Here is a 21,526-nt window from a genome sequence, read left to right on the forward strand (position 1 = left end):
GCCCGGAATGACAAGGGGGTGGAATGGTCAGGTTTGCCAGCAGGAAGACACGGCAGCATGCCGTCCTCTCAAACGATTTCGAGCGCGAGCTGACGCGGGAAGTGCTGCGCACCGAGCTGTTGCGGGTGCGGGCGCTGATCCTGACGGGGTGCGTCATGATGCTGTTCCTCACCGCGATCTATTTGCTCGATCCCGCTGTCGTCGACCGGGTCTGGCGCGGGACGGAAGGGATCATTCAAGTCTACGGCCTTCTCTTCGGCTTCATCCTGTTCGAGGTCTGGGTCCACACCCAGATCAGGAAGAATCTCCGTCTCGATCGCGACCTGCCGGTGATCAGGCGCTATATCGGCGCGCTGATCGAGACCTCGGTGCCGACCGTCATCCTCATCCTGCAAATCCGGTCCATGGGCGCGAGCCAGGCTCTCGGTTTCGCAGTACCGCTCATGTATTTCATCTTCATCATCCTCTCGACTCTGCGGCTCGATTTCTGGCTTTCCACATTCACGGGTCTGGTGGCTGCCGCCGGGCTTCTGACGGCCGCGCTGCACTACAACCTGACGAGCGAGACCGGCGAGCCCCTGATCTACTTCCACGCCGTGCGCAGCGTGGTCATCCTGATCTGCGGCGTGCTGGCGGGTGCCGTCGGAGCGCAACTGCGACGGCAATTCGCCGCGAGTATTACGGCAGCGACCGCGCGCGACCGCGTGACGAACCTGTTCGGGCAGCACGTCTCCCCCCAGGTGGTGGAGCGGCTGATGGCCGCCGGAGCCAGCGCGGGCGGCGATCTCCGCCGTGTCGCGGTGATGTTCGTCGATTTCCGCGGCTTCACCGCCGGCGCGCAGTCGCGCACCCCGCAGGAGGTGGTCGATCGGCTCGACGGCGCCTTTGCCGTGCTGGTCGACATCCTCGACCGCCACGGTGGCATCGTGAACAAGTTTCTGGGCGATGGCTTTCTGGCGTTGTTCGGCGCGCCGCTGGAGGCTTCCGACGCCGCGCACCGCGCGGTCGCCGCCGGCCGCGAGATGCTGACCGCGATGGACCGCATCAACGCGCAGACGAGCTGGCCGCTTCGCATCGGCATCGGCATCCATTTCGGCGAAGTCGTCGCCGGCAATATCGGCTCACCCCGCCGCAAGGAGTACACGGTGATCGGCGACACCGTGAACTTTGCTTCGCGCCTGGAGGCGTTGAACAAGGAATTCGGCTCGCAGTTCCTGATCTCGGCATCTGTCCGTGAAGCGCTGGGTGACGACGGCGACGACGCCGTCGCGCTCGGCGAGGTCGAGGTGCGCGGCTATGAGCGGAAAGTGCCGGTGTTTCAGCTCGGATAACCTCTCCGAGGCCTGTGAGCCAAACGGGTATCATAGTAGTGCTTGACTCGCCAATCATCTAGTCATCTATATGACTATATGAATCCAGCGCCGCTCGACGACCGCCTGCCACGCTATCAGCGCCTGCGCGACGACCTCGCGGCGCGGATCAACCGCAATGAATGGCGGCCGGGCGAGCCGATCCCGTCGGAAGCCGAGCTGGCTGCGCATTACGGCGTTGCCATCGGCACCGTGCGCAAGGCGATCGACCAGCTCGTCAGCGATACCGTGCTGGAGCGGCAGCAGGGCCGCGGCACGTTCGTGCGCCGCGCGCGGTTCAACTCGTCGCTGTTCCGCTTCTTCCGCTTCCAGTCCGAGAGCGGCGAGCGGCGCGTACCGAAGAGCCGGATCATCCGCCGCCGAAGCGTGCCGGCGACGTCGGCGGTCGCATCCGCGCTGCGTATTCCCATCGGTGAGCCCGTGATCAGCCTGTCGCGCCTGCGCCTGATTGATGACGTCCCGCTGCTCGCGGAAGAGATCTGGCTGCAGCAATCGCGCTTCGCGAAGATCCTGGAGATTGACACCGCCGAATTCGGCGATCTCCTGTATCCGCTCTACGAGGAGCGCTGCGGCGAGGTCGTTGTCTCGGCCGAGGAAATCCTCACGGTCGAGACCGCCAACGAGATGCAGGCGCGCCTGCTGAGGCTCGAGCCGCACGCGCCACTGATTGTGATCGAGCGTCTCGCGCTCGACCTCGAGCGCCGGCCCATCGAATGGCGCAGGTCGCGCGGGCCGGCCGACCGCTTCCGCTATCACGCCGAGATCCGGTGAGGCGGTTCTTCAACGACATCAACCAATAAACGAGTACAGGGGTAGGAAACATGTCGAACTGGTACAGCGAGAGCTCGCCGCTGGAGCGGCGCACGTTCTGGGCAAGCTTTGGCGGCTGGGCGCTCGATGCGCTCGACGTCCAGATGTTCGGCCTTGCGATCCCGGCGCTGATCGCAGCTTTTGGCATCAGCAAGGCTGATGCCGGCCTGCTCGGCTCGGTCACGCTGTTCTTCGGTGCGTTCGGCGGCTGGTTCGGCGGCTGGTTCGGCGGCGCGCTCGGCGATCGCTTCGGCCGCGTCAAGGCACTGCAGATCACCGTCGCCACCTTCGCGCTCGCGACCTTCGCCTGCGCCTTCGCAATGACTTACACCCAGCTCCTGGTGTTGAAGGCGATCCAGGGCCTCGGCTTTGGCGCCGAATGGGCCTGCGGTGCGGTGCTGATGGCCGAGATCATTCGGCCCGAACATCGCGGCAAGGCGCTTGGCTCGGTGCAGAGCGCCTGGGCTGTCGGTTGGGGTGCAGCCGTGCTGCTGTCGGCACTGGTCTTCACCTATGCACCGGCGGATATCGCCTGGCGGCTGCTGTTCGCGCTTGGGCTGTTGCCCGCGCTCCTCATCATCTTCATCCGCCGCGGCTTGAAGGAGCCACCGCGCGCGGTCGCGGCCGAGAAGACGCCATTCTTCGCCACGCTCTCAGGCATCTTCCATCGCGACGTGCTGCGCTCGACGCTGATCGGCGGTCTGTTCGGCATCGGCGCGCATGGCGGCTATGCCGCGCTCACCACTTTTCTGCCGACCTACTTGCGTGAGGTGCGGCATCTGTCGGTGCTTGGCTCCAGCGGCTATCTCGCCGTGATCATCGTTGCCTTCTTCTGCGGCTGCGTGACCAGCGGCATCATCAGCGATCGCATCGGGCGCCGCGCCAACGTCGCCTTGTTCGCCACGGCCTGCATCGTGACAGTGCTGATCTACATCTTCGCGCCGCTGACGAACGGCCAGATGCTGGTGCTCGGCTTTCCGCTCGGTTTCTTCTCCGCCGGCATTCCTGCCAGCATGGCGGCGCTGTTCAGCGAACTCTATCCCGCCGGCGTGCGCGGCACCGGCGTCGGCTTCTGCTACAATTTCGGCCGCATCGTCTCCGCGGCGTTCCCGTTCCTGGTCGGTTTCCTCAGCGACCATATCGGACTTGGACCCGCGATCGGCATCGATGCGGCCCTTGCCTATTCGCTGGTGCTGATCGCGGTGCTGCTGCTGCCGGAGACGCGTGGCAAGGTGTTCGAGCAGACCGCTGCGACGCGCGTCTGACATCGAGGCGACATTGCCGCCGACCATCGATACCCATGCCCATGTCTTCCATCGCGGCCTTGAGCTCGCGTCGGGCCGGCGTTACGCGCCCGACTACGACGCGCCGCTGGCGCTCTATCTGGAGCAGCTCGACCGGAACGGCATGAGCAATGGTGTGCTGGTGCAGCCGAGCTTTCTCGGCAGCGACAATTCTTATCTGGTCGCGTGCCTGAAACAGGCAGCCGGTCGTCTGCGCGGCATCGCCGTGGTCGATCCCGCGGCGGCCACGGACGAGTTGCGCGCGCTCGATCGCGCCGGCGTCGTCGGCATTCGGCTCAACCTCGTCGGCCAGCCCTTGCCGGATCTTGCCGCCGGTGAATGGAAGGCGCTGCTCGCGAACCTGAAGGCGATGGGCTGGCAGGTCGAGATCCAGCGCAATGCGGCCGATCTCGCCGCGCTTGCGCCGCAGCTGCTCGATTACGGCGTCGCCATCGTGCTTGATCACTACGCGCTGCCGGATCCGAAGCTCGGTGTCGTTGATCCCGGCTTTCGGTCGGTGCTCAAACTCGGTGCGACACGAAACGTCTGGGTCAAGATCTCTGCGCCATACCGCAACGGCGCGGCGGGCGAGGAGTTTGCCAAGGCGGCCTATCCTTTGCTCCGCGAAGCCTACGGCCTCGATCGCCTGTTGTGGGGCAGCGACTGGCCACACACGCAATTCGAGGCGACGCAGACCTACGCGAAGAACCGGGAATTTCTTGATGCGCTGATCGCCGACAAGAGCGAGCGCGCGCAAGTGCTGGCGTCGCCGCTTCAGCTCTTTCGTTTCTGAATCTCTTCCCCCGATTGCTCCGATTGCACTCAATTTTGGGGCATGACGAGCGACGTTTTCGGCTTGTAGAGTGCCGCGCGATGCGGCCGGTCGCGGCCGCGACTTGCATGAGGAAACGAAAATGCAGCGCCGCTACGTCACCGTCGACGTGTTCACCGACCGCGCCTTCGGCGGCAACCAGCTCGCCGTGGTGCTCGATGCCGGCGGGCTGACGACGCAGCAGATGCAGGCGGTCGCCACCGAGTTCAATTATTCCGAGACCACCTTCGTGCTGCCGCCGCGCGACAAGGCAAATGACGCAGAGGTGCGCATCTTCACGCCGGTCCGGGAGCTACCGTTCGCGGGCCATCCCAATGTCGGCACGGCCTTCGTGCTGGCGGGAATCGCGAAAGAGCCGAAGCTGCGGCTGCTGTTCGAGGAGAAGGCGGGTCTGGTTCCGGTCGATATCGTGCGGGAGCAGGGCAGGGTGATCAGCGCCGAGCTCACCGCGCCACAGCAACTGTCGAGGCTTGCGCCGCTGTCCGCGGCCGACGTCGCCGCCTGCATTTCGCTGGCGGCGGATGACATCAGGACCGATCGTCACGCGCCGCAAGTCGTCGGTGTCGGAACGCCGTTCGTGGTGGCGGAGGTGCGATCGCGCGAAGCCGTGCGCAGGGCCAGGCCCGACGCAGCAGCCTTTGGCCGGATGCTCCCGCGCGACGGCGCTTTCTCAGTCTACTTCTACACGCGCGATGTGCCGGCAGCGGAGGCGCCCTGCGAGCGTCAGGCGCGGATGTTCTTTCCCGGCGCAAGCGGCCTGATCGAAGATCCCGCCACCGGCAGTGCGACGGTCGCCGCTGCCGCGCTGTTCGCCGATCTCGATCCCATGCGCGACGGCGAATTGAAGCTCACCATCGGCCAGGGCTTTGACATGGGCCGTCCCAGCATGCTGCTGACGCGTGTGCGCAAGCAGGACGGCAAGATCGTCTCCGCCCATGTCGGCGGGCAATGCGTGCAGATGATGGAGGGAACGTTCAACCTCGCGGGAGGGTAACTTGTCATTCCGGGGCGCGCGTAGCGCGAACCCGGAATCCATCTAGCCGCAGGGTTGGTGGAGGAATGGATTCCGGGTTCGCGCCAAGAGGCGCGCCCCGGAATGACGGCGACGGCTAAACCTGCCGCCCCGCCAAATTCTTCACCGCAACCCCGTCGCGTTCCTCGATGATCTCCGCGATCATCTGGCGATGGCAGTGGGTGTGGTCGCGCTCGTAGCAGAGCAGGCACACAGGGCCGGCCTTCTTCACCAGCGACGAAAGTTCGTCCATCGCTTCCCTGGCTTCTGGCGCCTTCAGGTGCGTTGAGAAGATCTTCTCCAGCACGTCGTATTGGCCGCTGCGGGCGGCGAGGCGGCCTTCCTTCGGTGTGCCGAGCGCGGCGAGATGGACATAGGCGATCCCACGCTCGTCGAGGCCTGCCGCCAGCTGCTTCTTGGAAAAGCCCGGGCGGCGGGACGACGTCACGGCGCGCACATCGACCACGAGCTTGACGCCGGCTTCTTCCAGCTCGTCGAGCACCGCCTTGGGCGGCGTCTGCTCATAGCCGATGGTGAACAGCTTATTGGCCTTTGCCATGGACCACCCTCAGCTCACGCGCGCAATCAGTTCCATGGCGCCGGCCGGCGCGCGCACCTTGCCCTCGTGGATGACATAGGCGAACACGTCCCGCGGCTCCTTCTTCGGTTTGCCCTTGTCAACCTTCGGAAGGTCGTCGGGTTCACCGCCCGAAGCCCAATCCTGGAAGCGCCTGGCCCAGGCATCGAGCTGCTTCGGCGGATAGCAGGTCTTGATCTCGTCATTGCCTTTCTGCAGCCTTGCATAGACGAAATCGCCGGCGACATCGGCGATAGCAGGATATTTGCCGTGCTCGGCGAACACGACGGGCGTCTCGAACTCGCGGATCAGCGCGACGAAGTCCGGCGTGCAGAAGCTGTCATGGCGCACTTCCACGACATGGCGCAGCGCGCGCCCGTCGAGCTTGCGCGGCAACAGCTCCAAGAACTTGCCAAAATCGGCGCCGTCGAATTTCTTCGTCGGGGCGAACTGCCACAGCACCGGCCCGAGATGGTCGCCGAGTTCCAGCACGCCGGAATCATAGAACCGCTTGATGGAATCGCCGGCCTCGGCGAGCACGCGGCGGTTGGTGGCGAAGCGCGGCCCCTTCACCGAGAACACGAAGCCATCGGGAACTTCGCTCGCCCATTTGCGAAAGCTCTCCGGCTTCTGCGAGCCGTAATAGGTGCCGTTGATTTCGATCGAGGTCAGCTTCGAGGCGGCATAGGACAGCTCCTTCGCCTGCGCCAGCTTCTCCGGATAGAACACGCCGCGCCAGGGCTCGAAGGTCCAGCCGCCGATGCCGATGAAGATGTTGCCGGATTTTTTTGACGCGGTTTTTGCTTTGGCCACGGAATTTCTCGCATCGACGGGGAGGGACCCCATCCTAGTCAAACCAGTTGTGATTGGCCAGTTGGCCCGCCCCGTCTAAGCTTGCGCCCGGACCCGCGAAAAAAGGAGAACAAGATGCGGATGCTGTCGGTGGGAGCGGCGCTCGTCGTGATGACATCTGCTGCCATGACATGGCCCGCTTTGGCCGACGACGACGCGAGAAGCGCACAGAAACTCGCCCAGCAGGGCCGCGACGATTACTGGCATTGCCTGGCGCGGGAATATTCGCGCGACTCCAATCAAGGCCTGTCGGAGCAGGATTTCGGCCGCTCGGTTGCGGGCGCCTGTCCCTCGGAGCGGCAATATTACCGGGTCGCGCTGCTCGACTATCTCACCACGCAGTATCCGACCATCGATGCCGACGCCCATCTCGCCACCGCGAACAGGGCGGTGGAGGCGGCGCAGAAGGACATCGTGATGGCCTTCGTCAAGCACCGGCCGCCGGCGAAGTAGGGAATGGCGAGTGGCGAATAGCGAGTAGGGCGGAAGCCCGGGTCGTCTCATTCGCTACTCACCATTCGCCACTCGCCCCCTTTCGGCAGCTCTTCCGGCCGCGCGCTCATCCATGGTATCACTCGCCGCATCTCGAGCAGGGATGGACTTGCATGTCGTCTGAGTCGGTGGGGGGCATTCTGGGGGCGATCGTCGCAGCGGTCGTGCTTGCGGCTGCCGTCGTGTTCGGGCCGATCGGTCAGTACGGCAAGCCGCCCAGGCCGGCGAAAGTCGAACCGGCCCCGGCGGCAGCGCCGTCGGCCCCAGCCGCTCCTGCGCCGCGTGGGCCGATAATTCGGGAAGTGCCCAACCAATAGAGCAGGAAAACGAGCTTTCTGCCCCTTGCGAAGCGCTTCTGCCGTCCCCATCTAGCCTGTAACGGCGACGTTGAGCGAAGAGCTCCGTCGCTGGGACGACCTTGGAATAGCTCAGGCCTGCGCCGGATGTACGCGCAGGTCCGCCGTTCCGGGGTCGTTGGCATTTTAGGGCCTCTTTTCGGCCGTTCCCCAGAGACCCCGGCTTGGCAGCGCAGGACGCGGCGGATATACGCTGCCGTCATGAACGAAGCGATCAGACCCGGCGCCGACATCCCGCCGCAGGCTCAAGAGGGGCCGGAACTGTCGGTCATCGTCCCGACCTTCAACGAGCGCGACAACGTCACGGTGCTGTACCGGCGGCTGGAGGCGACGCTCGCCAATATCGCGTGGGAAGTCGTGTTCGTCGACGACAACTCACCGGACGGCACCTGGGACGTCGTGCGCGCGCTGGCGCAGCGCGACAGCCGCGTGCGCTGTGTCCGCCGCATCGGCCGTCGCGGCCTCTCGGGCGCCTGCATCGAGGGCATCCTCGCCTCGAGCGCTCCCTATGTGGCCGTGATCGATGCCGACCTCCAGCACGACGAGACGCAGCTGCCGAAGATGTTGCTGCTCCTCGCCAGCGATCAGGCCGACCTCGTGGTCGGCAGCCGCTACATCGAGGGCTACAAGAGCGAAGGCTTCAACAAGCAGCGCGCCGGAGCCAGTGCGCTTGCGACCGAGGTCGCCAGGAAGATGCTGCGGGTCGAGATCGCCGATCCCATGAGCGGCTTCTTCATGATTCGCCGCGACCGTTTCGAGCAGCTCGCGCCAAAGCTCTCCGTCCACGGCTTCAAGATCCTGCTCGACGTCGTCGCGAGCTCGCACGGCAGCTTGCGCGCCGTCGAGATCCCCTACACTTTCGGCGCCCGCCAGCACGGCGAGAGCAAGCTCGATTCCATGGTCGCACTCGACTTCCTGGGTCTCGTGCTGGCCAAGCTGACCAACGACATCGTCTCGCTGCGCTTCATCCTGTTCGCCATGGTCGGCGGCATCGGCCTCGTGGTGCACTTGACCACGCTGTTCATCGCGCTCCAGCTGTTCAACGCGCCGTTCGCGGAGGCGCAGGCCGCCGGCGCCGTCGTCGCCATGACCAGCAATTTCATCCTCAACAACTTCCTCACCTATCGCGACCAGCGGCTGAAGGGCTTTGCGCTGCTGCGCGGCCTCATCGCCTTCTACATCGTATGCAGCGTCGGCCTGCTCGCCAATGTCGGCGTCGCCTTCTCGGTCTACGACCAGGAGCCGATCTGGTGGCTGGCCGGCATGGCCGGCGCGCTGATGGGCGTGGTGTGGAACTACGCGATGTCCGGACTGTTCGTCTGGCGCAAGAAATAGCACGCCATGGGCGGGGCCGACGCGCGGATCGTCCGCAACACCGCGCTGCTGATTCTCGCGCTGATCGGATTGCGGCTCGTTGCGGCCGCATTCACGCCGATCACGTTCGACGAAGCCTATTACTGGATGTGGTCGAAGAATCTGGCGGGCGGTTACTACGACCATCCGCCGATGGTCGCCTATGTGATCCGCGCCGGCACCATGATTGCCGGCGATACCGAGCTCGGCGTCCGCCTCGTCTCGATCCTGCTGGCGCTGCCGATGAGCTATGCGGTCTATCGCTCTGCCGCGATCCTGTTCGGCGGTGCGCGCGTGGCCGCGACCAGCGCCATCCTGCTCAACGTGACGCTGCTGGCCTCCGTTGGCACGCTGATCGTCACGCCCGATGCGCCGCTGCTGGTCGCCTCCAGCTTCGTGCTGTTCTTCCTCGCCAAGGTGCTGGAGACCGGCCGGGGCGCCTGGTGGCTCGCGGTCGGTGCGGCGGTCGGCGCGGCGCTGCTGTCGAAATACACCGCGATGTTCTTTGGGCCGGCGATCCTGATCTGGCTCGCGGCCGTGCCGAAGCTCAGGCGCTGGTTTCTCTCGCCCTGGCCCTATCTCGGTGGCCTCGTTGCCTTGGCGCTGTTCTCGCCGGTGATCCTGTGGAATGCGGACCATCAATGGGTCTCGTTCGCAAAGCAGCTCGGCCGCGCCAGGATCGAGGACTTCCGCCCCGTCTTCATTGCCGAGCTGATCCCGACCCAGATTGCCTTCGCGACGCCGCTGGTCTTCATCCTCGGCGCGATGGGCCTGCACGCGCTGACCTGGCGGCGCGCCGGCGCGCTGGCCTCGCGCGTGCTGATCGAGACGATGTTCTGGACCATCGTCGTCTACTTCGTCTGGCATTCGCTGCATGCCCGCGTCGAGGCCAACTGGTTCGCGCCGGTCTATCCGCCTTTCGTCATCGCCGCGGGGGCCGCCGCCAACCTCGTGCAGTGGAAGCCACGCCAGCGGTGCCTGGTCGATTTCTGCCTGCGCTGGGCGGCGCCAACAGGCATCGTGATGTTTGCAGCCCTGATCGTGCAGGCCAATACCGGCTGGCTGTCCGGATATCGCCGCGATGCCACGGTGCGCAGCGTCGGCGTCGGCTGGCGCGAGCTTGCCGCCGAGATCGAAACGGTGCGCGCACGCAGTGGTGCGACCTGTGTGCTGGCGCAGGACTACGGCACCACGGGCTGGCTCGCGTTCTATCTGCCGCGCGGCACCTGCGTCGCGCAGCAAGGCCAGCGCATCCGCTGGGTCAACATGCCCGAACCCGATCCCAGGCTGCTCGCCGGCAAGCTGCTCTATGTCGACGAGCTGCGCGCAGGAGGCCATCCCGCCCTCGATGCTCTCTTTGCGCAGGTGACGCAGATTGCCCAATTGCAGCGCAAGCGCGGGCCGCTCGTGGTCGAGACCTATGGCATCGACCTGCTGGAGGGTGCCAAGGGCGAGGTGCTGGATCGCTCGCCGCCGCCGGAAGCGCGGTAAGCCCTACTGTCCCCCCATCGTCGTCCCGGCGAACGCCGGGACCCATACCCCAGGGAGAAGTTTAGCGAAGGCTGTTCGTGGGTGGTTTTTCAGTTCGGAACGGCAACCTGCGCTCATCGATAGATCACGCGGTATGGGTCCCCGCGTCGGGCGGGACGACGGCGGAGTGTTGGGCCGATGGCAATGGCTATTCAGTCGATCACCTCGGCCTTGGTCGCGGCCTCCTTGGGCCCATCCCGGTCGCGCCAGAACCAGACCGTCACGATGCCGGAGCGGCCGCGGACCTGGGCGAGCAGGGGCCCGGACAGGATGCCGTCGGGAGCGCCGCTGAAATCGGCAGTGTCGAGCAGCGTATCGCTCAGCGCGAGCTGCGCATCGTTCTGGGCGGCAATCTCCATCAGGCGGCTTGCGACATTGACGGTATCGCCTGTCGCCGTGATGTGCTGATGGCTTTCGCCGAGCCGGGATGCGACGATCGGGCCGCAATGCGCGCCGATCTTGAAACCGAGCTGACCTGCGATCGCCGGCGGCAGCGAGGCGATCCAGCGTTCGAGGCCGCGATGCAGATCGATCGCGCATTTCAGCGCGCGCGCCGCGTCGTTGGGCATCGCGCGCGGTAGCCCGAACAGGATCATGGCGCCGTCGCCGAGAAAGCCGGTGATCATGCCGTCATAGTCGATCGCGGCCTTGTCGATCAGTGCATGAAACGCCTTCAGGAGAGTCCTGAGTTCGTTCGGATCAATTCGCTCGCTCAGTCCGGTGAAGCCGGAGAGATCGACGAAGACCACGGCTGCGTCCTGCCGGACGGGCTTCGACAGGAAGTTCGGATCTCGCGCCAGCCACTCCTGCAGCGCGGGAGCCTGGAATTGCGCAAGCGACCGGCTCTTGGCGGCAAAATATTGCGTGCGGCGGCCTCCGGCCCACAGCTGCACGCCGGCAAAGACCGCAACCGGCGGCATTGCCGCGGCGAGCGTGGTTGCGGCGTTCAGCCAGACACCGTGCGTGAATGCGAACAGGTTGACGCCGGCCCAGGCGATCATCACCGCGGCCGCCGTCATGATGCCCAGCGCGCTGCGCCGCCAGGCGAGCAGCCCGACCAGCAGCATCGGCAGCAGGATCGCAGTGAGCGCGTCGGCAATGCGGACCCTGCGGTCGCGCACCATGGCGTCGCCGGCGACGAGATGCGTGATCGCGGTCGAGACCACCTCGACCCCGGGCATCAGGGAATCGAAGGGCGTCGGATAGAAGTCGCCACCGCCGGCGACCGAGGCGCCGATCACGACGATCCGGTTCTCGATCGCCGCGCGATCGAGCGTGCCGTCGAAAATGCTCTGGGCGCTGACGGTACGGATCGTGCGCCGCGGGCCGTAATAGGTGATCGGCAATGCCAGATCGCCGTCGGTCGGCACCGCGCGATCGCCCAGCATGAGATGGTCCGGCGCGACCGTCAGCGGCTGGTCGAGCGCGCGGGCCGCGACGCGCAAGGGGAACGACAGCTCGACCTTGTCGCGCGTCCGGAACAGCATCGGTACCGATAGCGGTGAGCCCGATTGTCCCGTCGCGACGTTGACGACGCCGACCTCGGCGTGTTCAGCGAAGGCGGGCAACGGCTGCAGGAAGCGCTCGGCCTGCGGCAGAGTGGCGAGGGGACCTTCGCTGTTCGGATCCACGGTCTCGCTGGCGGAGGGGAAGATCGCCGCGGCGGCGAGCACCATGGGACCGGTGGCGAGCGTGCTGGCGAGCGTGGCATCGCCGATCGCAGCGCTGCGGTCGACGAGCAGGAGATCAATCCCGATGACCTTCGGCTTGAACTGCACGATGGTGTCGACGACACGGGCGAGATCGGCGCGTGGCAGCGGATAGCTGCCGCCGCGCTTCACCACGGTGTCGTCGATCGCGACGATGGTGACGAGGTCGGGTGGACGCCGCACGCCGCGGGCTTGCGTCCGCCAATCCGTCAGCGTGGCTTCGAGGCGGTCGAGAAAACGCAGACGACCGTTGGCGTGCGCGGCAAAGATGCCCGCGCCCCACAGCGCGGTGAGGACGAGTGCCACCAGGATCTGAACGCGTCGGTTGCGCATGCGCTCGTTTTGCAATCTTCTATTGTCCAAATTCAAATTTCGTGGGCGAGCGTTGTTGACCCGGTCTTATTGCCCGAGTCTTGCCATGAGCGCGTCGACGCGCGGCTGGCCCCAGGTCTTGACGGTCAACGGGCCGGTTGCCTCGACATCGACGCCTTCGCCGGGTCCAAGCACGACGCCGCGTCCACGAGCCCTTCGGGTCACGCCGACCCGGCCGTCGGCGACGAACACGGAGGTCTTGGCGTCGGCGACATCGACCGCCCATTTCGTGCCGCGCACCGCGGCGATCGCTTGCGGCGTCAGCACCTTGAACGGATTGCCCCGCGGCTTCCGGGGCACCTCGACCAGCAGGGCTTTGCTGCTCAACTCCACGGAGTCTATATGTCCGTCGCGGTTGGCGTCCTTAAGTTCAAATCTGGCGCCATTTTCCGCAACGATGGTGATGCCGTTGTCGCAGCGCCAGGTCTGCGTCCCGGCAGCAGACGGCGATGCCGTGCAGCCCAAATTGGCACCAGGCTGCGCAGTCGCAGATCCAATCAACAGAAACGACCCCGCCAGGGCGAAAAGCCCTGCGCGCGCAATCCCTCTCATGCCAGCCTCCGTTTGCGTGCACGGCACAGTTCAGGGCAAATCGATACGGTACCGTATGACGCGCAGAGGCTGCTGAAAAGTGCCGAGATAGGAGCTACTTTCTCGCGGCGGCGATTACCAGAACCGACGTGATCAACTTTCGGTCACAGCGCCGTGCCGCGTGAGGGCGCAGGGCCCGGACGCGGAGCCCGCCAGCCTCGCGCAACGCTTCCGCGCTACGGTCGGGGCCAGTTGGCGACCACGAAAATGACGTTGTTGAATGTCTCGTGGGTGCGGGCCGCAAGCGTCGAAGAACCGACGTGAGCCGGTCGAGAAACATGGTTAACAGATGCGTCTAAGTCCGTAATTCTGCGGGATTTTTCTCAAAACGGGACAGCATTAACGAGTTGCCCCATATCCGCCCGAACTTAATCTGCATTTAACTAAAAGTCGCCTTAATGACGCTCCGACCCTCTGCGAGATGCTGTTCCCGGATCGTGACCAGCGGCACTTTGAAGGGGGACCGAGTGACACCGTCCTGGACGCAAGGCGAATGAGTACGAGTATCGCTGCGCAAAGTATCGCGGCACGGAAGTCCAAAAATCCTGGCAAGAATTCTCTTCGGAAGCCTTCCCGGAAAATGACCACGGCCAATTGGCTGGGCACCGCGGCGATCGGCTGCGTCCTGATGGGCGCCGGCTGGATCATCTACAGCAACATTCTCGGCGCGAGCGTCTACCCCACCGTCGGCAGCATCGGTTATGACGAACCGGTGGTCAGGCGCGCGCCCAAGGTCGTGCTGCGCGAGGCCGGGGAGGCCATCAGGGAAACCTTCGCGCTGCTGCCCGACCGGCTCCAGGTCGCAGCTCCGATCTCGCGCGAGATGTTCAACGAGCGCTTTGCCGCGGCCGCGACGCAAGGCGTGCCGTCGAATGCAGCGAGCGCAGCGCCCCCGACCCAGGTTGCGCTGGCCAAGGAGACTTCGAAGGACGCCCCGAAGCAGAGCGTGGTCGCGAGGGTCGCCGACGCGCTGAAGCCGGCGGCCAAGACTGCTGACAAGACTGCTGACAAGACCAGGCGCGCGCCGGATGCCCAGATGCAGCTGGCCTCGGCCGATCCGGCCCAGATCGTGCCGGCGCCCGAGGCGCAGCCGAAATCGTTCGCCGACCGCGCCAAGGCCGCGGTGATGTCGATCACCGGGCCGCGCCAGTCGATGGTGGAAAAGCTCTGGGGCAAGCGCGAGCCGTCCGGCGGGCTGCTCGCCTACGCCTCGGCCGATGCCAGCGTGACCGCGTCCATCGCGCCGAAGGAGCAGAACCCGATGTTGGGCGGCGCGCCGCCCTATGAGCGCGACACTGCGGTCTACGACATCACCGCGAAGACGGTGTATCTGCCCGACGGCACCAGGCTCGAGGCGCATTCGGGCCTCGGCTCCAATCTCGACGATCCGCGCTCCTCGAAAATCCGCATGCGCGGCGTGACGCCGCCGCACATCTACACGCTGAAGCCGCGCGAGGCGCTGTTCCACGGCGTGCCGGCGCTGCGCCTGACGCCGATCGGCGGCGAGAGCGCGATCCACGGCCGTGACGGCCTGCTCGCGCACACCTTCATGCTCGGGCCGAACGGCGACTCCAACGGCTGCGTGTCGTTCAAGGACTATTACGCGTTCCTCGACGCCTACCGCAACAAGGGCATCCGCAAGCTCGCGGTGCTGGCGCGGGTGGAGTGAGGCAGCGCGATCGGCGCGCGGTCGCCGTCATCAGGCGCGGACGCCGCGCATGATTCCGGTCTTGAGCTGGCGCGGCATGAGGTTGCCGTCCCAGCCGCAATTGTAGCGGATGCGAATTGAACCTGCCGCGCATCGAGCGGCCGGCCAGGAGCCGCCAAAGACCGGCCCGACCAGTTGCTTTGCCATCGATCGCCTTCATTCGCCGCAAGCGATCGTCGGTCCATGCGAGTTCTCCCCTTGGATCTGCGGTTCCCTTACCTAGTTAAATGCGCCCGTCGTGGAACGTTGATATCAGGCGGCATGACATCCCGCGCAACTTCGCCGGCTCAAAGCGGCGGCACGACGGCAAGCGGCGCTGACGAGTGATCAGCGCACAAGGGACGTGCTTCTGGAAATGCGGAGGAGTACCGATTGCGAGCGTAGTTTCAGGAGCGGCAGGTGTCAGCGCGATCCCGAGCAAGCTTACAACTTTGGCGCGATGCATCGGAGTTTTGCACTGCGCTCGATCGATAAGATTGACGTGCGCTGGCCCACACGCCTAGGCTTGATCGATGCCCGAAACCATCCAAGAGGAGATCAAGCGAATCGAGAGACAGATTGAAACCTACGAAGCTTTCGATCTGGCCGAGAAGGCGCGGTTTAATCGCGAGTCCTACCTTTGGACCGCGGAAGATCGTATAGAGTGGCAGGAGCTTCAAGCCGACAACGAGCTCATGCTTCGCAAGCTGCGCGAAGAGCGAAATGCACTGCTCGAACAGCTAAAACCGCCATGACCGCAATTTCACCGGCCTTGATGCGAGTCGGCTAGATTCAACTTGGCCTTGCAATCCGACTTGCCTGAAGTTGTGATGAACCGAAGCAACAACTGCGTTTTCCAACCTTGTTCATTGCCTCTGTCGGATTTCGCCGCATTGTTTCTTCGAATTTCCTCTTGATTGCAGGAGCCACCTGGCTGCTGCGCAACCTGCTCAGCGCGATGCGGCTCGAGAGCGAGCAGGCCAGCGGGAAGAATAAAGCTGCAGCATCGCACGCTCCATCAAGTCAGTGCTTCGACTTGCGCGATGATCGCGAAGCGATCCGAGAGTTCGGCCAGCGCGACCTGATGGACCGTCCGCGCGTCCAGCGTGCCGCCGCGGCCGTCGGGCAGATCGCGGGTGGCGCAGGCGTCGGCCGCGATCGTCGTGCGCAGGCCGAGGTCAAGCGCGGCGCGGGCGGTCGAACTGACGCACATGTGGGTCATGAAGCCGGCCAGCACGATGTTCTTGAGTCCGGTCGCCGCCAACCTGGCCTGCAGGTCGGTGCCGGCAAAGGCATTCGGCAGCGCCTTCTCGATCACGGGCTCGCCCGCGAGCGGCACCAGGCGCTCGACGATCGCGCCGCGCGCGGCCTCGCGGTCGAACAGTCCGCCGGCGCGGCCCTTGTGCGCGACATGGAAGATCGCAGCTCCGCTCTCCCGTGCGCGCGCGAGCAGGCGTGCAGCCGCGGCGATCGCCGCTTGCGCATCGGGCAGGGCCAGCGGACCGGCGCAATATTCGTTCTGGATGTCGATCAGCACGAGGCAGGCCTCGTTGAGCTTCGGCGGATTGAGATCGGCGCCGGCGAGTTCGAGCAGGGTTTTTGGAGCGGTCATGGCGGTCAGCCTTTCTCAGGATGTCGGATGGCGTCACCCTAGCGCAGCCGTGGCCTGCCATTGTGCAGGAATATTGCGGAATATGGCTGCAAATTTGCAGGATATGCCATCGCCTGCTAGGCTCGCGGAATGAACTGGGACGACCTGCGCATCATCGCCGCGGTGAGGGACGAGGGCACCTATGCCGGCGCCAGCGCACGGCTGCGCATCGACGAGACCACCGTCGGCCGCAGGCTCGCGCGCATCCAGCGCGATCTCGGCGTGCCGCTATTCGACGCCGTGGACGGCATGCGGCGGCCGACGCGCCACTGCGAGGCGGTGCTCGAACATGTCGGCGCGATGGCCGCCCATGCGGCGGCGATCGACCGCATCAAGGACACTCAATCCGGCCCGGTCGGACGGCTGCGCATCGCCTCGACCAATGCGGTCGCCGAAGAGCTGTTGGCGCCGCATGCGGCCAGCTTCCTGCGCGATCACCCGGGGCTGACGCTGCAATTCCTCACCTCCAGCGGCAACGTCAAGTTCTCGCGCTGGCAGGCCGATCTCGCGATCCGCCTGCGCAAACCGGAAAAGGGCGACTTCACCATCTCCAAGCTCGGCGAGGTCAGGCTGTATTTCTTCGAGCCCGCGGACCGCAGCGGTGCCGAGCCGGTCGCGTGCATCTATCCCGACGAGCTCGAGGCGATTCCCGAGCAGCAGTTCCTCCGCGCCAAGCGTCTGACGAACGCGCGCTGCGTCACCGACAATGTCCGCATCATCCGCACCATGATCCAGTCGCATCAGGCTATCGGCGTGCTGCCCGAGCACAGCTGCGGGCCGCTGCTCGCCGACCGCAGCCTGCGCGCCACGCTGCTGCCGAAACGCCGCGACGTCTGGCTTCTGGTGCAGAACCACCTCAAGCGCGATCCGGCGACGCGCGTGACGATCGAGTGGGTACGTCACTGCTTCAGGGATTTGTCCCACGGCTGACCGCTGACGACGTTCATGGCCTCGCATTGAACGCGGGTCGCGGGACGTGCGACCAAATTCGCAAGTTCGCCGGGGATTGCCCGCGCGCGCAGGTTGCGTAATCTCGCGACGTCGACGTCTTTGAACAGGGCCGCTGCATGACCACTCTTGAGCAAACGATCCGTCCCTCGGCACGATCGCGGGAATGGAAGGCGATTCTCATCCTGATCCTGCTGATCCCGGTGCTGTGGTCGCCGCCGTTCCTGTTTCGCTACTTCCTGTATCAGCCGTTCAACATCCCCTCGAATTCGATGGCGCCGACGCTGATGGTCGGCGACTACGTCTTCGCCGCGAAATATGCCTATGGCTACGGCCGCTATTCCTTCCCCTTTGCTTCGTCCTGGATCTCGGGCCGCTTCCTCGCCGCCGAGCCTAACTATGGCGATATCGTCGTGTTCCGGACGGCGAAGGACAGTGCGGCCGATTACGTCAAGCGCGTGGTCGGACTGCCCGGCGACCGCATCCAGATGCGGCAGGGCCGGCTCATCCTCAACGACCGTCCGGTGACGCGCGTCGCGCTGAAGGAGGCACAAGCCGGCACCGCCTGCGGGGGCGATGACGAGGCGAAGGTCAAGCGCTGGCGCGAGAGACGCTGCCGAACGGCGCGAGCTATGTGACCTACGACTGCCTCGACAATGGCTTCCTCGACAACACCAGCGTCTTCACGGTGCCGCCCAGCCACCTCTTCGTGCTCGGCGACAACCGCGACAACTCAACCGACAGCCGGATGATGTCGACGTTCGGTTTCGTGCCGATGGATAATCTCGTCGGCAAGGTCGCGCGAATCATCTGGTCGCTCGACGAAGACGGCGAGCCGCGCTTCGAGCGGTTGGGGAAAGTGGAGTGAGGCTTCCTCTGTCATTCCGGGGCGCGCCTTCTTAGGCGCGAGCCCGGAATCCATTGATCTACAATCTTAGACGGCAATTTGCGGATACAGGTCGATCCATTGAGGATTCTTCTCCTCAATGAGCCGGACCTTCCATTCCCTTCACTTCTTCAATTCCTTCTCGCGTGCGATGGCGGTGAGGGGATCGTCGTAAATCTCGAACCAAACGAGCCTGTCGACAGAGTACCGTTGGCTGAAACCGGCGACGGCTTTGCTCTTATGTTCATAGATGCGGCGCACGATGTCATTCGTCACGCCGATGTAGAGCGTGCCGTATTTCTTGCTGGCGAGAAGATAGACGTAATAGGCCATGAGCACGCAGTGAAATGGATTCCGGGCTCGCGACTTCGCCGCGCCCCGGAACGACCACCTCTACCGCTTTGACGTGCATGATCGAAAAACAAAAACCCCGGCATCGCTGCCGGGGTTTCGCATGTCTCGACTGTGCCTGAGAGGCTGGATCAGAAGTCCATGCCGCCCATGCCGCCGCCCGGGGGCATTGCGGGGCCGGCGCCGCCCTTCTTGGGCAGCTCGGCGACCATGGCTTCCGTGGTGATCAGGAGCGCGGCCACCGAGGCTGCGTTCTGGATCGCGGTGCGGACCACCTTGGTCGGGTCGATGATGCCCTTCTTGACGAGGTCGGCATATTCGCCGGTCTGGGAGTCGAAGCCGTAATTGTAGGCCTTGTTCTCCAGGATCTTGCCGACGATCACCGAGCCGTCTTCACCGGCGTTGATCGCGATCTGGCGGGCGGGCGCCGACAGCGCCTTGCGCACGATCTCGACGCCGGTCTTCTGGTCGTCGTTCTTGGTGCGCAGGCCCTTGAGCTGCTCGGAGGCACGGAGCAGGGCGACGCCGCCGCCCGGGACGATGCCTTCCTCGACAGCCGCGCGGGTCGCATGCATCGCGTCATCAACGCGATCCTTGCGCTCCTTCACCTCGACCTCGGTCGCGCCGCCGACGCGGATCACCGCGACGCCGCCTGCGAGCTTGGCGAGACGCTCTTGGAGCTTCTCGCGGTCGTAGTCCGAGGTGGTCTCCTCGATCTGCGCCTTGATCTGGGCCACGCGCGCCTCGATGTCGGCCTTCTTGCCGGCGCCGTTGACGATCGTGGTGTTCTCCTTGTCGATCATCACCTTCTTGGCGCGACCGAGCATGTTGAGCGTGACGTTCTCGAGCTTGATGCCGAGATCTTCCGAGATCGCCTGGCCGCCGGTCAGGATCGCGATATCCTGCAGCATGGCCTTGCGGCGATCGCCGAAGCCCGGAGCCTTGACGGCCGCGACCTTCAGGCCGCCACGCAGGCGGTTCACGACCAGGGTCGCGAGGGCTTCGCCTTCGACGTCCTCGGCGACGATGACCAGCGGCTTGCCGGTCTGCACCACGGCCTCGAGCAGCGGCAGCAGCTCGTTGAGCGAGGAGAGCTTCTTCTCGTTGATGAGGATGTAAGCGTCGTCCATCTCAACGCGCATCTTGTCGGCGTTGGTGACGAAGTAGGGCGAGATGTAGCCGCGGTCGAACTGCATGCCCTCGACCACGTCGAGCTCGGTCTCGAGCGACTTGGCTTCCTCGACGGTGATGACGCCCTCGTTGCCGACCTTCTTCATGGCGTCGGAGAGGAACTTGCCGATCTCCTGGTCGCCGTTGGCCGAGATGGTGCCGACCTGGGCGATCTCGTCGTTCGAGGTGACCTTCTTGGAGTTCTTCTGGAGGTCCGCAACGACCGCCTCGACCGCGAGGTCGATGCCGCGCTTGAGGTCCATCGGGTTCATGCCGGCGGCGACCGACTTGGCGCCTTCGCGCACGATCGCCTGGGCCAGCACGGTGGCGGTGGTGGTGCCGTCGCCGGCCGCATCAGCGGACTTGGAGGCGACTTCGCGCACCATCTGGGCGCCCATGTTCTCGAACTTGTCCTCGAGCTCGATCTCCTTGGCGACGGTGACGCCGTCCTTGGTGATGCGGGGAGCGCCGAACGACTTGTCGAGCACGACGTTGCGGCCCTTCGGGCCGAGCGTGACCTTCACCGCGTTGGCGAGAATGTCGACGCCGCGCAGCATCTTGTCGCGCGCATCGACCGAGAATTTGACTTCTTTGGCTGCCATCTGGATTTTCCTTGGAATGATTTGACTGGAGGGAGAAGGGGGCTCTTAGGCCGCCTTCTTCTTGGACTCGCTGACCTCGAGAACGCCCATCACGTCGCTCTCCTTCATGATCAGCAGGTCCTGGCCGTCGATCTTGACCTCGGTGCCGGACCACTTGCCGAACAGCACGCGGTCGCCAACCTTCAGGTCGATCGGGATCAGCTTGCCGGACTCGTCGCGGCCACCCGGGCCAACAGCGACGATTTCGCCCTGGGAGGGCTTTTCCTTGGCAGTGTCGGGAATGATGATGCCGCCAGCGGTCTTCTCTTCTGCGTCGATGCGCTTGACCACGACGCGGTCGTGAAGCGGACGGAATTTCATGCAGTCCTCCTAAGCAATTGCACGTGTTGAGGATTTTGAGATTGTTAGCAGTCGTTGCCCGCGAGTGCTAGCACAGGCGAGGCTGAGATAAGCCAGGAATTTTGCGGGGGCAAGGCCTTCTAGCAGAAAAATTAGCACCCGAAAGCGCGGACTGCCAGAATCTCTTTGCCATCGTTAACCGACGCCGGGCCCGTATTAGCACGGAGCTGTATCTGCTGCTAACGCATTGAATTTCAACAGCTTGTTAAACTTTTGGGCTTGAGATGGGTTGTCAGTTTGCGTCACATTTCTCTCATGTGAGCGCGTCGTTTCCGGGTGGCTCCCGGGGCACCGATCAAGCCACCCCCCGAATGCGCTCCTGCAAAGGAGGTTTGGCATGGGACTGCGGAGTGGGGGCGTTTCCGAGGATTTCCGGAAACAGATGCTGGGCTACGGACTGACGACGGCGCAAATTCTCTATCGGATGCCGGATCATCCTTCGCTGCTCCAGACCTATGTCTGGCAGAACTACGACATGTTTCCGAAATTTCCGGCGCTGAAGGATTTCCTGGCGTTCTGGCAGGAAAAGCTCGACGGCCCCCTCCATTCGGTCACGGTGGCGCATTCCAAGCTGATCAAGCCGGCCGAGCTGCGCGCCGTGGATGGTGTGTTCCGGCTGCATTGAACACCGGTCTCGTGGGGTGGGCAAAGGCGCGCACTTCGCGCGCCGTGCCCACCATCACTCCGCGATAT

Annotated in this window: 21 protein-coding genes and 2 pseudogenes; 14 read left to right on the forward strand and 9 right to left on the reverse strand. The window is 64.7% G+C overall.

The genetic code is table 11. The features are described from left to right. The first annotated feature begins 23 nt into the window (after nucleotides 1–23). From XH96_RS15020 to XH96_RS15040, 5 genes are all read left to right on the forward strand, one after another. On the forward strand, nucleotides 24–1,331 hold the full coding sequence (locus tag XH96_RS15020) for an adenylate/guanylate cyclase domain-containing protein (protein WP_194393171.1): 1,308 nt from the start codon (nucleotides 24–26) through the stop codon (nucleotides 1,329–1,331). Between the two features lie 78 nt (nucleotides 1,332–1,409). Beyond that, the gene (locus XH96_RS15025; protein ID WP_194393172.1) at nucleotides 1,410–2,141 is read left to right on the forward strand and encodes a GntR family transcriptional regulator; all 732 of its coding nucleotides are present in this window, start codon (nucleotides 1,410–1,412) and stop codon (nucleotides 2,139–2,141) included. Between the two features lie 50 nt (nucleotides 2,142–2,191). Then, nucleotides 2,192–3,445 carry an MFS transporter gene (locus XH96_RS15030; protein ID WP_194393173.1) on the forward strand — a complete coding sequence of 418 codons (1,254 nt, stop codon included), beginning with the start codon at nucleotides 2,192–2,194 and terminating at the stop codon, nucleotides 3,443–3,445. 13 nt (nucleotides 3,446–3,458) lie between these two features. Then, nucleotides 3,459–4,256 (forward strand): amidohydrolase, encoded by a 798-nt coding sequence (locus tag XH96_RS15035; protein WP_246790086.1) that lies wholly within the window; start codon nucleotides 3,459–3,461, stop codon nucleotides 4,254–4,256. A gap of 121 nt (nucleotides 4,257–4,377) precedes the next feature. Continuing rightward, on the forward strand, nucleotides 4,378–5,289 hold the full coding sequence (locus XH96_RS15040; RefSeq protein ID WP_194393175.1) for a PhzF family phenazine biosynthesis protein: 912 nt from the start codon (nucleotides 4,378–4,380) through the stop codon (nucleotides 5,287–5,289). A 115-nt stretch (nucleotides 5,290–5,404) separates the two neighbouring features. Here XH96_RS15040 and XH96_RS15045 read toward each other — a convergent pair whose 3' ends face one another. Continuing rightward, nucleotides 5,405–5,866 (reverse strand): DUF488 family protein, encoded by a 462-nt coding sequence (locus XH96_RS15045; protein ID WP_194393176.1) that lies wholly within the window; start codon nucleotides 5,864–5,866, stop codon nucleotides 5,405–5,407. Between the two features lie 9 nt (nucleotides 5,867–5,875). Beyond that, the gene (locus XH96_RS15050) at nucleotides 5,876–6,697 is read right to left on the reverse strand and encodes a DUF72 domain-containing protein (RefSeq protein ID WP_194393177.1); all 822 of its coding nucleotides are present in this window, start codon (nucleotides 6,695–6,697) and stop codon (nucleotides 5,876–5,878) included. A 114-nt stretch (nucleotides 6,698–6,811) separates the two neighbouring features. Here XH96_RS15050 and XH96_RS15055 point away from each other — a divergent pair, with 114 nt between their 5' ends. From XH96_RS15055 to XH96_RS15065, 4 genes are all read left to right on the forward strand, one after another. Then, a complete protein-coding gene (locus XH96_RS15055) occupies nucleotides 6,812–7,189 on the forward strand; it encodes a hypothetical protein (protein WP_194393178.1) in 378 nt (125 codons plus the stop codon). A 152-nt stretch (nucleotides 7,190–7,341) separates the two neighbouring features. Then, the gene (locus XH96_RS39130) at nucleotides 7,342–7,545 is read left to right on the forward strand and encodes a hypothetical protein (RefSeq protein ID WP_246790087.1); all 204 of its coding nucleotides are present in this window, start codon (nucleotides 7,342–7,344) and stop codon (nucleotides 7,543–7,545) included. Between the two features lie 240 nt (nucleotides 7,546–7,785). Further along, nucleotides 7,786–8,919, forward strand: coding sequence for a glycosyltransferase family 2 protein (locus XH96_RS15060; RefSeq protein ID WP_194393179.1), 1,134 nt, complete (start codon nucleotides 7,786–7,788; stop codon nucleotides 8,917–8,919). Nucleotides 8,920–8,925: 6 nt separating this feature from the next. Further along, on the forward strand, nucleotides 8,926–10,428 hold the full coding sequence (locus XH96_RS15065) for a glycosyltransferase family 39 protein (protein ID WP_194393180.1): 1,503 nt from the start codon (nucleotides 8,926–8,928) through the stop codon (nucleotides 10,426–10,428). 191 nt (nucleotides 10,429–10,619) lie between these two features. Here the strand turns inward: XH96_RS15065 and XH96_RS15070 are convergent, their stop codons facing one another. Both XH96_RS15070 and XH96_RS15075 read right to left on the reverse strand, forming a co-directional pair. Then, nucleotides 10,620–12,509, reverse strand: a complete 1,890-nt coding sequence (locus tag XH96_RS15070; RefSeq protein ID WP_194393181.1) for a CHASE2 domain-containing protein — start codon at nucleotides 12,507–12,509, stop codon at nucleotides 10,620–10,622. 66 nt (nucleotides 12,510–12,575) lie between these two features. After that, on the reverse strand, nucleotides 12,576–13,100 hold the full coding sequence (locus tag XH96_RS15075) for a FecR domain-containing protein (RefSeq protein ID WP_194393182.1): 525 nt from the start codon (nucleotides 13,098–13,100) through the stop codon (nucleotides 12,576–12,578). 619 nt (nucleotides 13,101–13,719) lie between these two features. Here XH96_RS15075 and XH96_RS15080 point away from each other — a divergent pair. Beyond that, on the forward strand, nucleotides 13,720–14,808 hold the full coding sequence (locus XH96_RS15080) for a DUF2778 domain-containing protein (RefSeq protein WP_194393183.1): 1,089 nt from the start codon (nucleotides 13,720–13,722) through the stop codon (nucleotides 14,806–14,808). A 30-nt stretch (nucleotides 14,809–14,838) separates the two neighbouring features. Here XH96_RS15080 and XH96_RS15085 read toward each other — a convergent pair whose 3' ends face one another. Continuing rightward, the gene (locus XH96_RS15085) at nucleotides 14,839–14,994 is read right to left on the reverse strand and encodes a hypothetical protein (protein ID WP_194393184.1); all 156 of its coding nucleotides are present in this window, start codon (nucleotides 14,992–14,994) and stop codon (nucleotides 14,839–14,841) included. A gap of 365 nt (nucleotides 14,995–15,359) precedes the next feature. Between XH96_RS15085 and XH96_RS15090 the strand changes: the two genes are divergently transcribed. Next, the gene (locus tag XH96_RS15090) at nucleotides 15,360–15,581 is read left to right on the forward strand and encodes a hypothetical protein (RefSeq protein ID WP_194393185.1); all 222 of its coding nucleotides are present in this window, start codon (nucleotides 15,360–15,362) and stop codon (nucleotides 15,579–15,581) included. Nucleotides 15,582–15,844: 263 nt separating this feature from the next. Here XH96_RS15090 and XH96_RS15095 read toward each other — a convergent pair whose 3' ends face one another. After that, nucleotides 15,845–16,438: a cysteine hydrolase family protein gene (locus XH96_RS15095; protein ID WP_194393186.1), complete on the reverse strand. Its 594-nt coding sequence runs from the start codon at nucleotides 16,436–16,438 to the stop codon at nucleotides 15,845–15,847. Between the two features lie 129 nt (nucleotides 16,439–16,567). Here XH96_RS15095 and XH96_RS15100 point away from each other — a divergent pair, with 129 nt between their 5' ends. Then, on the forward strand, nucleotides 16,568–17,407 hold the full coding sequence (locus XH96_RS15100) for a LysR family transcriptional regulator (protein ID WP_194393187.1): 840 nt from the start codon (nucleotides 16,568–16,570) through the stop codon (nucleotides 17,405–17,407). A gap of 137 nt (nucleotides 17,408–17,544) precedes the next feature. Next, a pseudogene (gene lepB, locus XH96_RS15105) lies at nucleotides 17,545–18,293 on the forward strand (signal peptidase I). 66 nt (nucleotides 18,294–18,359) lie between these two features. Here lepB and XH96_RS15110 read toward each other — a convergent pair. The 3 genes and pseudogenes from XH96_RS15110 to XH96_RS15120 form a co-directional block, all read right to left on the reverse strand. Next, a pseudogene (locus tag XH96_RS15110) lies at nucleotides 18,360–18,644 on the reverse strand (GIY-YIG nuclease family protein). A 149-nt stretch (nucleotides 18,645–18,793) separates the two neighbouring features. Next, the gene (gene groL, locus XH96_RS15115) at nucleotides 18,794–20,434 is read right to left on the reverse strand and encodes a chaperonin GroEL (RefSeq protein ID WP_035696468.1); all 1,641 of its coding nucleotides are present in this window, start codon (nucleotides 20,432–20,434) and stop codon (nucleotides 18,794–18,796) included. A 45-nt stretch (nucleotides 20,435–20,479) separates the two neighbouring features. After that, nucleotides 20,480–20,794, reverse strand: a complete 315-nt coding sequence (locus XH96_RS15120) for a co-chaperone GroES (protein WP_028137285.1) — start codon at nucleotides 20,792–20,794, stop codon at nucleotides 20,480–20,482. 376 nt (nucleotides 20,795–21,170) lie between these two features. On the opposite strand from XH96_RS15120, the gene XH96_RS15125 reads away from it, so the two are divergent. Beyond that, entirely contained in the window at nucleotides 21,171–21,458 is a 288-nt protein-coding gene (locus XH96_RS15125; protein ID WP_028177340.1) for an usg protein, read from the forward strand. Nucleotides 21,459–21,526 lie beyond the last annotated feature (68 nt).

This window comes from Bradyrhizobium sp. CCBAU 51765 (genome assembly GCF_015291725.1).
Lineage (GTDB): Bacteria > Pseudomonadota > Alphaproteobacteria > Rhizobiales > Xanthobacteraceae > Bradyrhizobium > Bradyrhizobium liaoningense.